11 protein-coding genes are annotated in these 12,548 nt (G+C 71.8%); 7 read left to right on the forward strand and 4 right to left on the reverse strand.

The genetic code is table 11. The annotated features are described in order from the left end of the window. Positions 1–324: 324 nt before the first annotated feature. The 7 genes from xylB to ACFYSH_RS25400 all read left to right on the forward strand — a co-directional run bounded on the left by xylB (position 325) and on the right by ACFYSH_RS25400 (position 8,817). Complete coding sequence (gene xylB, locus ACFYSH_RS25370; protein ID WP_388755483.1) at positions 325–1,812, forward strand: xylulokinase; 1,488 nt, start codon at positions 325–327, stop codon at positions 1,810–1,812. Positions 1,813–1,881: 69 nt separating this feature from the next. Continuing rightward, entirely contained in the window at positions 1,882–3,159 is a 1,278-nt protein-coding gene (locus ACFYSH_RS25375; protein ID WP_359465626.1) for a VWA domain-containing protein, read from the forward strand. Next, positions 3,159–3,983 (forward strand): hypothetical protein, encoded by an 825-nt coding sequence (locus ACFYSH_RS25380; RefSeq protein WP_359465627.1) that lies wholly within the window; start codon positions 3,159–3,161, stop codon positions 3,981–3,983. The genes ACFYSH_RS25375 and ACFYSH_RS25380 overlap by 1 nt, the downstream gene beginning before the upstream one ends. Before the next feature lie 269 nt (positions 3,984–4,252). Beyond that, a complete protein-coding gene (locus ACFYSH_RS25385; protein ID WP_359465629.1) occupies positions 4,253–6,145 on the forward strand; it encodes an ABC transporter ATP-binding protein in 1,893 nt (630 codons plus the stop codon). Between the two features lie 286 nt (positions 6,146–6,431). After that, positions 6,432–7,031, forward strand: coding sequence for an RNA polymerase sigma factor (locus tag ACFYSH_RS25390; protein WP_359465631.1), 600 nt, complete (start codon positions 6,432–6,434; stop codon positions 7,029–7,031). Positions 7,032–7,069: 38 nt separating this feature from the next. Next, on the forward strand, positions 7,070–7,351 hold the full coding sequence (locus ACFYSH_RS25395) for a hypothetical protein (protein ID WP_388755801.1): 282 nt from the start codon (positions 7,070–7,072) through the stop codon (positions 7,349–7,351). A 269-nt stretch (positions 7,352–7,620) separates the two neighbouring features. Then, positions 7,621–8,817 (forward strand): low temperature requirement protein A, encoded by a 1,197-nt coding sequence (locus ACFYSH_RS25400; protein WP_388755487.1) that lies wholly within the window; start codon positions 7,621–7,623, stop codon positions 8,815–8,817. On the opposite strand, the gene ACFYSH_RS25405 is transcribed toward ACFYSH_RS25400, so the two are convergent. The 4 genes from ACFYSH_RS25405 to ACFYSH_RS25420 all read right to left on the reverse strand — a co-directional run bounded on the left by ACFYSH_RS25405 (position 8,810) and on the right by ACFYSH_RS25420 (position 12,548). Then, positions 8,810–10,141, reverse strand: a complete 1,332-nt coding sequence (locus tag ACFYSH_RS25405; protein WP_388755490.1) for an ABC transporter permease — start codon at positions 10,139–10,141, stop codon at positions 8,810–8,812. The two genes, ACFYSH_RS25400 and ACFYSH_RS25405, sit on opposite strands and share 8 nt — an antisense overlap. After that, positions 10,131–10,874 (reverse strand): ABC transporter ATP-binding protein, encoded by a 744-nt coding sequence (locus ACFYSH_RS25410; protein WP_388755492.1) that lies wholly within the window; start codon positions 10,872–10,874, stop codon positions 10,131–10,133. The genes ACFYSH_RS25405 and ACFYSH_RS25410 overlap by 11 nt, the downstream gene beginning before the upstream one ends. Next, positions 10,871–11,440, reverse strand: a complete 570-nt coding sequence (locus tag ACFYSH_RS25415; protein WP_388755495.1) for a PadR family transcriptional regulator — start codon at positions 11,438–11,440, stop codon at positions 10,871–10,873. The genes ACFYSH_RS25410 and ACFYSH_RS25415 overlap by 4 nt, the downstream gene beginning before the upstream one ends. Before the next feature lie 124 nt (positions 11,441–11,564). Continuing rightward, positions 11,565–12,548 carry an ABC transporter substrate-binding protein gene (locus ACFYSH_RS25420; protein ID WP_388755497.1) on the reverse strand — a complete coding sequence of 328 codons (984 nt, stop codon included), beginning with the start codon at positions 12,546–12,548 and terminating at the stop codon, positions 11,565–11,567.

Raw genomic sequence — 12,548 nt, forward strand, 5'->3', positions numbered from 1 at the left:
GCGGGACGCGTCGCGTCACCGAACGGGTCGTTGCCACGCCAGCCCACGGTCCACAGACCGAAGGTGAACCTGTCCGCGGGGGTGGGAGTGAAGCGTTCCGTCATGGTGTCTCCGCCTTCGCCTGCCTCGGGTCCGGAGCCGTCGTCAGTACCCCGGGCCTATTTGTTCACTGACATGATTAATTATGCACACGACATCGTGCGGACGTAACCCCCCGGGGACGAAAGGAGGGCCGCCTCTGTTCCGGACGCCGCCGATCACGTAATTTGTTTGTCGCACTCCCAAACCCCGCAACAGCAAGAACCGCACGAGAAGAGGTAGCCCATGCCGCCGCGTACCGTCGTCATCGGCGTGGACAGCTCCACCCAGTCCACCAAGGCTGCGATCACCGACACCGAGACCGGTGAGCTGCTCGCCGTCGGCCGCGCCCCCCATTCCGTCACGGGCGAGGGCGGGGCCCGCGAGACCGACCCGGAGGTCTGGTGGCGAGCCCTGTGCACCGCCGTCACCGCCGGGCTCAAGGAGTCCGGTCTCTCCGCGTCCTGCGTCACGGGCATCGCCGTCGCGGGACAGCAGCACGGCCTCGTGACCCTCGACCGGTCAGGCCGTCCGCTGCGCCCCGCACTCCTGTGGAACGACACGCGCTCCGCGCCGCAGGCCGCGGCCCTGGTCGCCGAGCTGGACGGACCGGAGGCCTGGACCGCGCGCACCGGCACGGTGCCCGTCGCCTCCATGACCGCGACGAAGTGGCGGTGGCTGCGGGAGAACGACCCGGTGAACGCCGAGGCGACGGCCTCCGTGCGACTGCCCCACGACTTCCTCACGGAGCGGCTCGCGGGCGTCGCGGCGACCGACCCCGGCGACGCGTCGGGGACCTGCTGGTACTCCACCGCGACGGGCGCGTACGACCCGGAGCTGCTGGACCGCCTCGGCCTGGACCTCTCCATGCTGCCGGAGGTCGCCGCCACGGGCGGCACCCGGATCGGTTCCCTGACCGAGGCCGCGGCCGAGGCGCTCGGCCTGCCGGCCGGGATCGCCGTCGCGGCCGGTACGGGGGACAACATGAGCGCCGCCGTGGGCCTCGGCCTGGGCGGCGCGGGACTGCTGGACCACCCCGTCCTCAGCCTCGGCACCTCGGGCACGGTCTTCGCCGCCTCCCGGGCCCGGCCCGCCTCCACGGCCCTCTCGGGGTTCGCCGCCGCCGACGGTACGTACCTCCCGCTGGCCTGCACCCTCAACTGCACGCTGGCCGTCGACAAGGTGGCCGACCTGCTCGGCCTGCACCGCGACGACGCGACGCCCGGCGGTGAAGCCGTCCTCCTTCCCTACCTCGACGGCGAACGCACCCCGGACCTGCCCACCTCGTCCGGCCTTCTCACCGGCCTGCGGCACGACACCACACCGCAGCAGCTGCTGGGCGCCGCGTACGAGGGGGCGGCCTTCACCGTGCTGCGGGCGCTCGACGAGCTGCTGCGGGCGTGCGGCCTCGACCCGGCCGACCCCGAGGTCGCCGGCCGGCCACTGCGGCTGATCGGCGGCGGCGCCCAGGGCCGCACCTGGGTGGAGACCGTGCGTCGGCTGTCCGGACGGCCTCTGCTCGTGCCGGGCAGCGGTGAACTGGTCGCGCTCGGCGCGGCCGCGCTGGCCGCCTCCGCGGCGGGCGGTGGCGACCCTGTCGCCATCGCTGCCCACTGGAACGCGAAGTCGCAGGACTCCGACACCGAACTCCCGCCGGTGGAGCGGGACACCGAGACCTGGGAGCGCGTCGGTTCGGTGCTGGGCCGGGCGGCGGAGCCTCTGCTCGGCGGATGAGGCGAGCCCCGGAACAGCACCGTGGCGCGTGTTTTGGGGATGACTGTGGATCTTCAATAGGATCCGGCGATGATCACAAGAAAACGGCTGACGGCCGGGGTGGGCGTCCTGCTCGCCACCCTGGCCGCCGGGCTGGGCACCGCCCTCCCGGCCGCTGCCGACGAACCCCCCACCGCCGCGTCACCCAAGGTCGAACTGGTCCTTGACGTCAGTGGCTCCATGCGCACCCGCGACATCGACGGCGAGTCCCGCATATCCGCCGCCAAGCAGGCGTTCAACGACGTCCTGGACGCGGTGCCCGAGGAGGTCGAGCTCGGCATCCGTACGCTCGGCGCCGACTATCCGGGCGACGACCGGAAGGTGGGCTGCAAGGACACCAAGCAGCTCTACCCGGTCGGCCCGCTCGACCGCACCGAGGCCAAGACCGCCGTCGCCACGCTGGCGCCGACCGGCTGGACCCCGATCGGACCCGCCCTTCTCGGCGCGGCCGACGACCTCGAGGGTGGGGACGCCACCCGGCGGATCGTCCTGATCACCGACGGCGAGGACACCTGCGGCCCGCTCGACCCCTGCGAGGTCGCGCGTGACATCGCCGCCCGTGGGATCCACCTCGTCATCGACACGCTCGGCCTGGTGCCGAACGCCAAGATCCGGCAGCAACTGACGTGTATCGCCGAAGCCACCGGCGGCACCTACACGGCCGTCCAGCACACCGATGAACTCTCCGGCCGCGTCAAGCAGTTGGTGGACCGGGCCGCCGAGCCCGTCATCACCCCGGTGGCGGCCGAGGGCGCGGGCAGCTGCTCCGCGGCCCCCGAGCTGAACGCCGGTCTCTACACGGACCGGCAGGAGATCGGCAAGCACCGCTGGTACCGGGTGGATGTCCTGCCCGGCCAGGAGCTGCGCGCCTCGGTGAGTGTGTCGGCGGACCGGGCCGTGGACAACGACTACGGGGTCCTGCTGCGCGCCGTGACCACGCACGGCCGTGAGATCGTCCGGGGCGCGGAGTCAGGCACGGGGCGTACGGACGCCATATCCACCGGGCTGCGCTACCCGAAGCCCGAGCAGGAGGGCACCGACTCCGACGCGAAGCCCGCCGCCGAGGCGGTCTGCCTCCAGCTCGGCAACTCCTTCTCGGCGCCCGGCTCCGTGAAGACCACTCCCGGTATGCCCGTCGAGCTCACCATCGACCTGGTGGACGCTCCCGACGAGGCCGCCGACGCCGCCGCGTTCGGCCTGGGCCGTGGCTGGTGGCTGCTGGGCGTCATGGTGCTGACCGGACTGGTCGCGGGTCTGCTGTTCGGCTGGATCTCGCGCTGGCGCGTCGCCGTATGGAGGACCAACTGATGCGTACCAACCGCAGGAACACCCTGAGGCGCGGATGTGTGGGCGCGCTGCTGGCCGCTGTCACCCTGCTCACCTCGGCGGGCGCCGCCGTCGCCGACGATCCGTCCGCGAGCGCGAGCCCGGCGGACGACGGGACGACAGGGCCGACGGAAGCGGGCACCACCTTCCGTACCGCCACGGCGATCCAGCAGGAGCAGACGGCCACCGCGGACGCGTCCACGGGTGACTACCTGTACTGGACCTTCCCGGCCGACGCCGGTCAGCGTCCCACCGTCCGCGCGAAGGTGAGCCTGCCGGAGAGCGCCACCCGGCACGGCGCGTCGACCTGGCAGGTCGACGTGTACGACGGGCTCCGCCGTCGCCAGGCCTGCGTGTACGGCCACCAGACCAGGAAGGCGGCTCCGGACGCGGGCGCCGTCGAGCTGTCCTGCGTGCTGCGCACGGTGCGCGCCTGGTCCGAGCCGTGGGCGTACGACCCACTGCCCGGCAGCTACTACGTACGCCTGACGGTGGTCGGCCTGGCCGAGGAGGACCTGGGCCTGCCCGTCCACGTCGAGACCGAGGTCACCGCGGCCGACCAGGGCGGCGCCCATGACGTGGACGGCGCTCTGGCCGAACCGCTGGTGCCGGGCGCCTCCGTCGTCTCGGCGCAGGGCGACGCCCCGGCCGCAGGCGAGCCGGAGGACGGCTGGTCCTCCGGCTGGTGGACCGACCGCTGGGCGTGGACCGTCGGCGGAGGCGTACTCGCGGCGCTGGCGGCGGTGTTCGGCTACGGCCTCACCCGCGGCAGCGGCCGACCGTCGCGGGTGCCGCCGGGGCTCTGAGCGCGCGACACCCCCGGTCCGAGGGCCGCAGGCCACCGCCTGCGGCCCTCGGGTATGCCCGGACCCGGCTCGCTCCCGGTTCCGACCGGAGACGGGCCCGGACACCGCGGCCCCGTACCGACGCCGACGTCGCGGCCGGACCGGGAGTCACGGCCACCGTACGGGCGCGCTGGACGCGCCGATGGGTGAAGCGGACCGGGAACAGTTGACCTCAGGTTTACTTGAGGTCCTAGCGTGCTGTGCACACCGACCGACCCGGAGGCACTCGCATGGACATGGAAGTCACCGCATGGCATTCGCTGCACAGCACGATGAACGCGGAGCAGGACCGCAGACCCTTCTCCCGGGCCACGCTGCGCCGCATCGCGGCGTTCGCCCGGCCCCATCGGAGCAGAATCCTCCGCTTCCTGCTCCTCAGCGTGGTCACCGCCCTGCTGGCGGTGGCCACCCCGGTACTGGCGGGGCGGGTCGTCGACGCGATCGTGCAGGGCAGGGAGGCCGGCACGATCACCGGGCTGGCCCTGCTCATCGCTCTGATCGCCGTGTCCGAGGCGGGACTCGGGCTTCTCACCCGGTGGCTGTCCGCCACCCTCGGTGAAGGGCTGATCCTTGATCTGCGCACCGCCGTGTTCGATCACGTCCAGCGGATGCCCATCGCCTTCTTCACCCGCACCAGGACCGGCGCGCTGGTCAGCCGTCTCAACAACGATGTGATCGGCGCGCAACGCGCGTTCAGCAACACCCTGTCGGGTGTCGTCTCCAATGTCGTCACCCTGCTGCTGACCCTGGCCGTGATGCTCACCATCTCCTGGCAGATCACGCTGCTCGCCCTGGTGCTGCTGCCGGTGTTCGTCGCCCCCGCGCGCCGGATGGGCTCCCGGATGGCGGGACTCCAGCGGGAGGCCGCCGCTCACAACGCCACCATGGGCACCCAGATGACCGAGCGCTTCTCGGCGCCGGGCGCCACCCTCGTCAAGCTCTTCGGGCGCCCCGCCGACGAGTCCGCCGAATTCGCCGCCCGCGCGGGCCGGGTGCGGGACATCGGAGTCCGTACGGCGATGCTCCAGTCCACCTTCATCACGGCGCTCACGCTGGTGTCGGCGCTGGCCCTCGCCCTGGTGTACGGACTCGGTGGCTACTACGCGCTGCGCGGCAGCCTGGAGCCCGGGGCCGTCGTCGCCCTGGCCCTGCTCCTCACCCGGCTCTACGCCCCCCTGACGGCACTGGCCGGTGCCCGGGTCGAGGTGATGAGCGCCCTGGTCAGCTTCGAGCGGGTCTTCGAGATCCTCGACCTCGAGCCGCTGATCGCCGAGAAGCCCGACGCCCGCCGGGTGCCGGACGGACCGGTCTCCGTGGAGTTCGACGGCGTCTCCTTCGGCTACCCCTCCGCCGACAAGGTCTCCCTCGCCTCACTCGAAGAGGTCGCCTCACTCGACTCGGGAGGCGGCACGCAGGTGCTGCACGACGTGTCCTTCACCGCGGAGCCCGGCCGGATGGTCGCACTCGTGGGATCGTCCGGAGCCGGGAAGTCGACGATCGCCCAGCTGCTCCCCCGGCTGTACGACACCGATGCCGGCGCCGTGCGTCTGAACGGCGTCGACGTACGGGACCTGACGGCCGATTCGATCCGGGAGACGCTCGGCATGGTCACCCAGGACGGGCACCTCTTCCACGAGTCGGTGCGGGCCAATCTGCTGCTCGCCCGGCCGGAGGCCACCGAGGAGGAGGTCTGGGACGCGCTGCGCCGCTCCCGCCTGGACGGTCTGGTGGCGTCGCTGCCGGACGGACTGGACACGGTGGTCGGCGAGCGCGGCTACCGCCTCTCCGGCGGCGAACGCCAGCGGCTCACCATCGCCCGGCTGCTGCTGGCCCGTCAGCGGGTGGTGATCCTGGACGAGGCCACCGCACACCTCGACTCCACCTCGGAGGCCGCCGTCCAGGAGGCACTGGCCGAGGCTCTGGAGGGCCGTACGGCGGTGGTGATCGCCCACCGGCTGTCGACGGTGCGGGCCGCGGACCTGATCCTGGTCGTCGAGGACGGCCGGGTGGTCGAACGCGGCACGCACGACGAGCTGATGGGCCTCCGAGGACGGTACGAGGAGCTGCACCGGACCCAGTTCGGGCGGCCGGGAGCGCAGGAGACCGTCCGGCCCGCCCTCTGATCGGCGGGCACACGGGCTTCCGTGGGGTGACGTACCGGCCGGCCGTGCACGGTCCGGGGAATGCCCCGGGCCCGAGGTGAATCCTTTTCGGTCCTCCCCGCCTCCTATCCACGGACCGGCCGAACGGGCCGGCGGAACAAGGAGGAAACACCGATGATGGTCACCGGCCTCGTAGTGATCGGCGTCCTGCTCGTGGGCGCGTGCAGCTGGCATCTGATGCGGCGCTACAGGAGCCGAGGCTGACCGGCGTCTGCGCGCGGGTCGCCCTCCGGGGGATGAGGAGCAGATGAGACAACGGCTCCCGTGGCCGGACGAGCGGCTGATCAAGGCCGCTCAGGACGGCGACGCCACGTCGCTCACCACCGTCGTCATGGAATCGCAGCCCCATGTACGCAAGTTCGCCCTCTCGCTGTGCGCCTCACCGCAGGACGCGGAGGACGCGGCACAGGAGGCGCTGATCATCCTCTACCGGAAGATCGGCACCTTGCGGGCCACCGGCGCGCTTGCCTCATGGATGTTCAGGATCGTGCGCAACGAATGCCTCCGGCAGGTACGGCTGCTCGGCTCGCGCAGGGACGGGACGACGGCCGAACCGGAGGAGTCCGCGGAACAGTCCGCCGAGGACGCGGTGCTCCGCAGGCTGGAGGCGGAACGGATCGCGGCTGCGGTCGGTGCCCTTCCCCGTGATCAGCGGCAGGTCCTGATCCTGCGCGACATGCAGGGCCTGCCCGGCAGGACCGTCGCCCGTTCGCTCGGTCTCAGCGACGCCGCGATGAAGTCGCGGCTGCACAGAGCACGTGCGGCGCTCCGTCATTCACTGGCAGCCACCGGACGAGTACCCGGTCAAGCCATCGACCCACCAGTGGGAGGAGACCCACGACCGTGAAGACCGTGAAACCCGCGCAGGTCCACGAGGTTCCTGCGATCACACACTCCGGGACGTCCGGGACCGACTTCGCCGGCACGACCGTTCCACGCCACCTGGCGCGCGGCGCCATCGGCTTCGGGCTGGTCATCGGCTCGATCGCCCTGGTCCCCGTCGTCGGCCCGGCCACTCTGCTGGCGGCCCCGTTGGCCCTGATCGCGTTCCGCGGCTGCCCCATCTGCTGGATGGTCGGCCTCGCGCAGACCGTCTCCCGCGGTCGTCTGGAGCGCCGGTGTGCGGACGGCGTGTGCACCCTCGCCGGAGGGCACCCGGCGGCGTAGGCCGCATACGGGTCGACAGCCGCATCCCGGTCGGCCGCCGGCCGGCACGGACGCCGAGGCCCGGGCACGCACGAGGGGTGCCTCGCACAGGCGGTGCCCGGCGGGGGGCGGTCTGCGTTGCGTGCCGGCGCGGCCCGCTCGTAACGTGACCGGTGTCCGTCGAGCCGACCGACCCGGCCGCGGCCTGTGCGGCCGGTCTCGGCAGGCTCGCGCCGCCTTCGGGACCGGCCGGGCCTGAACTGCCCTTCCTCCGCTGAAAACTGGTACGCATGAGTCAGTCCCCATCCGCCTTCGGTGCGTGGATCCGCCCGATGGCCGCCCGCCACACCGGTGAGGAACACCGCACGGCGACCATGCTCGAGCTCTTCTTCGACCTGTGCTTCGTCGCCGCTGTCGCCCAGGCGGCGGTCGCCTTCGAGCACGAACTCGCCGAGGGCCACATCGGGCACGGGATCCTCGGCTACGCGATGGTCTTCTTCGCGATCTGGTGGGCGTGGATGAACTTCACCTGGTTCGCCTCCGCGTACGACACCGACGACGTCCCCTACCGGCTGCTCACCCTGGTCCAGATCGCCGGTGCGCTCGTCGTGGCCGCCGGGGCGGCCGACGCCCTCCAGCACGAGGACTTCACCGTCATCACCTGGGGATACGTCGTCATGCGGCTGGCCATGGTCACCCAGTGGCTCCGCGCCGCCCGCTCCGACCCCGAACGCCGACGCTCCTGTCTGCGCTACGCGGTCGGCATCCTCGTCGTGCAGATCGGCTGGGTCGTCCGGCTGGCCCTGCCCGAGGACTGGGGGCTGCCGCTGTTCGCCGTCCTGGTCCTGGCCGAGATCGCCGTCCCCGCGTGGGCCGAGAACGCGGCCATGACCACCTGGCATCCCCACCACATCGCCGAGCGGTACGGCCTGTTCACCCTGATCGTGCTCGGCGAGACCATCACCGCGGCGACCGTGGCCGTCCGTAGCGCTCTGGACGACGAGGCGGCGCTCGGCGACATCGCGACCCTGGTCGTCGGCGGCATACTGACCGTGTTCGCCCTGTGGTGGCTCTACTTCGCCCAGAACGCCCCGCAACTGCTCACCGGCCTCAGGGCGGCGCTCCTGTGGGGCTACGGCCATTACCTCGTCTTCTCCTCGGCCGCCGCGGTCGGCGCCGGACTTGCGGTCAACGTCGCCCACAGCACCGGTCACGGCCACCTCTCCGACCACGCGGCCGCGGCGACGTTCACCGTTCCTGTGGCAGTCTTCATCACCCTGGTGTGGCTCCTGCACCACCGGGCGGACGAACTCCGCGGCCGGAACGACCTCATCCATCCCGTGGCCGTCCTCGCCGTGCTGGCCGCGACGTTCGCCCCGGCCCCGGTCCTCACCACCGGCATCCTCGCCGCCGCCCTCGTCGCCGCGACGCTCGTGGTGGCGACGCGAGCGCGCGGCGGGGCGGACCTCGCGAAGGACGCTACGTGAACCGCAGTTCGGCCGGGTGCGCCACGCGCCGCAGGAGCGGCAGCGAGGTCGCCGCTGCCAGCAGGCAGGCCGTGTAGACGGCGACGGGGACGAGCAGCGGCAGCAGGGGGACGGGTCCGCCCACGACGGTGGCGTACGCCGCGTACACCACCGTTCCTCCGGCCCCCGCGAGCAGGAGAGCGGGGGCCAGGGGGAGCGCCGTCTCCAGAAGCGTGGCGCGGGCCAGGACGCCGTGGGGCACTCCTGCGGCGGCCTGTGCCGCCAGGCCCCTGCGGCGGGTGGCCAGCGACTCGGCGGTGCCCACGGCGATGCCGCACAGGCTGATCGCCACGGCGACCAGTACGGCGGCCCCGGCGAGGTCGATGCCGGTGGTGTAGAAGGCGAGGTCCACCGGTCGGTAGCCGTCCTCCCCCAGTGCCGCGAGCAGTACCCCGCGGACTGCCACGAAGCCCACGCCCACGACCGTGACCAGCAGCAGCGCGGCGTGGGTCCGTGCGGCCGCCCACGGGTCGTGCGCGAGCCTGCTCGCGGCGACGAGCACCGCCGGGCTCTTCGCACGGAGGGTGAGCCTGCGGCCCATGAACGCCGCGAACGCCCCTGCCACCCAGACCGCGCCCGCCCCGGTGAGAAGCACCAGGCCCAGGATCAGCAGCGCGAACGGTGTGATGCCTTTGCCGGCCGGCAACAGGAAGAGCAGTCCCGCCGTGGCGATCAGCACGGCCGCGAGCAAGGAGCCGAGCGCCGCCCGGCGTCCCCGGTCCGAATCCGTCCTGCGCACATGGTCGAGGGGCGAGGCGACCACGTGGCGCAGTGCGAAGACGCTCACCAGCGCGGCGATCAGCGGAACGGCGAGCACGACCGCCACGAAGCCCGCCCACGCCACCGGTGGCGGGGTGTGCCCCGCCACCGCGAGGACCACGGCGAACGCGGCGAAGCCGAGCGACGAGCCGGCCAGGCAGGCGAACGCGGACTCGACCGCGGCGATTCTCCGCACCTGTGCGGGTGAGGCCCCGGCGAGCCGCATCCCGGCCGTCCGACGGTGACGGTGTACGGCGCCGATGCGCGCACACTGGCCGAGGAAGCCGAGGACCGGGATCAGCAGGAGCACGAGCGTCAGCACCACCCCCGCACGCTCGCCCGGCTGGTTCAGCAGGCCGTGTGCGTACGGGATCGACACCTGCCCCGACACGGCGGCGACCGTCGCCGCCGCGAGGGCGAATCCCGTGGCGAGGAGGGCCCCCAGGAGGGTGAGCGCGAATCTCCACCACTCGCGGCGTTCCGATCCGCGCGCGAGGGTCCATGCGATGCGGATGTCAGCCCTCATGGCGCGCCGCCTCCTGTTTCACGGTGACGGACGAGCCAGTCGTGTGGACGACCCCGTCCCGCAGCCCCACCTCACGGTCCGCGTACGCCGCGATCTGCGCGTCGTGGGTGATCAGCAGCACCGCCGTGCCCGCGTCCCTGGCGGTGTGCACCAGAGCGGTCATCACCTGTTCCCCGGCGAGCGTGTCGAGCGCGCCGGTCGGCTCGTCGGCGAAGACCGCTTTGGGTTCGGTGACCAGGGCCCGTGCCAGTGCGACCCGTTGGCTCTGGCCGCCGCTCATCTCGCCCGGGCGCAGGTCGGCCTGCCCACGGACGCCGAAGCGCTCCAGCCACTCCCCCGCCCTCTGGTTCGCCGGGCCGCGGCGGGTCCCGGCGAGCAGCAGGGGCAGCGCCACGTTGTCGAGCGCGGTGAGCTCGGGGATCAGCTGTCCGAACTGGAACACCACTCCGAAGTCGTGGCGTCGTAATGCGCTGAGCCGTTGCTCGGACAGTTGGCCGAGCTGCTCGCCTCCGTAGGTGACGGCCCCCTCGTCGGGGCGGACGATTCCCGCGAGGCAGTGCAGCAGGGTGGATTTTCCACTGCCGCTCGTGCCGGTGACGGCGAGGATCTCGCCCTCGTGGAGGTCGAGGGAAGCTCCCCGCAGCGCCTCGGTCCTTCCGTACGACTTCCGCAGACCGTGCGCCGAGATCAGCACACCCGCTCCGGGTGAGGACTGCTCGTCCTGTGTGTTCATGCTGCGTTGACCTCCGCGGTCAGGGTGTCGATGCGGGCCGCGGTGGTGGTCATCCACCGCACGTCGGCGTCGAGGTGGACAAGGGCGTAGTCGGCCGAGAGCACCGTGCTGAGATCGGCGTCCGGCGCGGTCTTGACTGCGGTGAGCTCGCGCATCCGCTCCATGTGGGCGGCGCGCTGGGCCCTCAGATGCGCTGCGGCGTCGGGCTTCCGACCGTCCTGACCCGGCTGCGTGGGAGCCGCCGCGACGAGGATCGAGACCACGACCTTCGCGAAGATCTCGTTCGTCACGAAGGGGGCGGGCGCGGTGATCTCCACTGCCCAGCGGTCCAGTTCGCGTGCTCCCTCGCCGGTCGACCGGTAGAGGGTGCGCTCCGGGCCGCCGTCGGAGTCCGTGCCGTCGACCGCGGCCAGGCCGTCGCGCACCAGGCGTTGCAGGGTCGTGTAGACCTGCCCGTACGCGAGCGGGCGGGCCTGCGGGAAGCGGGCGTCGTACTGCCGCTTCAGGTCGTAGCCGTGACAGGGCCCGGCCGCGAGCAGCCCCAGAAGGGCATGACGGGTACTCATGCGCAGCACTATAACCTCAGTACATGTACTGAGTGAATAGTGCAGGCGGGGCGGCCCGGACACACGTCGGCCGCCGCGGCTGGTGCCACGGCGGCCGACGTCGATACGGAAGAAGCGGCTCAGGTCACCGGTCCAGCCACTTCTTCCAGGTGGCGGGGTGTCTCTCGATCCAGCGGGCGGCCGCTTCGTCGGGCGTCAGCCGTTCGGAGGCGATCAGCTCGGAGACCTCGTTCTGGTCCTTCTCCGACCACGTGAAATTCTTCAGGAAGGCGGCGGCATCCCCGCCCCGCTTCGAGAAATCCGCGTTGAGGTACTTCTGGAGCGGGGTCGTCGGGTACGCGCAGTCGATGTCCGCGGGGTCCTTGGCCGCACAGGTGTCGGAGTACTCCGGGAGCTTCACCTCGACCATCGGTACCTCGTTGAACAGCCACTGCGGCTGGTACCAGTAGCTGAGGAAGGGCTTCTTCTCCTTGGCGAACTGCTGCATCTGAGTGATCTGCGCGGCCTCGGAACCGGCGAAGACGACCTTGTAGTCCAGACCGAGATTCTTCACCAGCGCCTTGTCGTTGGTGACGTAGGACGGCGAACCGTCCATCAGCTGGCCCTTGTCACCGCTCTCCGGGGTGCGCAGTTCGTCGGCGTACCTGTCGAGGTTCTTCCAGTCGGTGACGTCCGGGTGCTCGTCCGCCCAGTACTTGGGGACGTACCAGCCGATGTGGCCCGTGACCCCGAGGTCGCCGCCGGGGACGATGGTCTTCTTGTCCTCGACGTACAGCTTCTCCTGGTCGGGGTGGCCCCAGTCCTCCAGGATGGCGTCCACCCGGCCCTGGCTGAGGGCGTCCCAGGCGGGCACCTCGTCCGTCTGGACGAGGTCGACGCGGTAGCCCAGCTCGTCCTCGAGGATCTTCTGCGCGACCGCGACGTTGGCCTGTGCGCCGACCCAGGACTGGACGGAGAGGGTGACGGTCTTGATGTCCGCGGGGGCCGCGAACGGGGAGGCCTGCTTGGTCATGTCCGCCGCGCCGCAGCCGGTGACGGCCAGCAGCGCGCCGGCCGAGGCGACGATCGCGGACGTACGGAGACGGGCGCGGGCACGGGTGCGAGCCAT

It is taken from the genome of Streptomyces sp. NPDC005791 (assembly GCF_042871485.1).
GTDB lineage: Bacteria > Actinomycetota > Actinomycetes > Streptomycetales > Streptomycetaceae > Streptomyces.

Coding starts and splice junctions, on each gene's coding strand:
- ACFYSH_RS25400 (WP_388755487.1), top strand. CDS start 7,621: ATGAGTCAGTCCCCATCCGCCTTCGGTGCGTGGATCCGCCCGATGGCC.
- ACFYSH_RS25375 (WP_359465626.1), top strand. CDS start 1,882: ATGATCACAAGAAAACGGCTGACGGCCGGGGTGGGCGTCCTGCTCGCC.
- ACFYSH_RS25410 (WP_388755492.1), bottom strand. CDS start 10,874: ATGAACACACAGGACGAGCAGTCCTCACCCGGAGCGGGTGTGCTGATC.
- ACFYSH_RS25390 (WP_359465631.1), top strand. CDS start 6,432: ATGAGACAACGGCTCCCGTGGCCGGACGAGCGGCTGATCAAGGCCGCT.
- ACFYSH_RS25415 (WP_388755495.1), bottom strand. CDS start 11,440: ATGAGTACCCGTCATGCCCTTCTGGGGCTGCTCGCGGCCGGGCCCTGT.
- xylB (WP_388755483.1), top strand. CDS start 325: ATGCCGCCGCGTACCGTCGTCATCGGCGTGGACAGCTCCACCCAGTCC.
- ACFYSH_RS25420 (WP_388755497.1), bottom strand. CDS start 12,548: ATGGCTCGCACCCGTGCCCGCGCCCGTCTCCGTACGTCCGCGATCGTC.
- ACFYSH_RS25405 (WP_388755490.1), bottom strand. CDS start 10,141: ATGAGGGCTGACATCCGCATCGCATGGACCCTCGCGCGCGGATCGGAA.
- ACFYSH_RS25380 (WP_359465627.1), top strand. CDS start 3,159: ATGCGTACCAACCGCAGGAACACCCTGAGGCGCGGATGTGTGGGCGCG.
- ACFYSH_RS25385 (WP_359465629.1), top strand. CDS start 4,253: ATGGACATGGAAGTCACCGCATGGCATTCGCTGCACAGCACGATGAAC.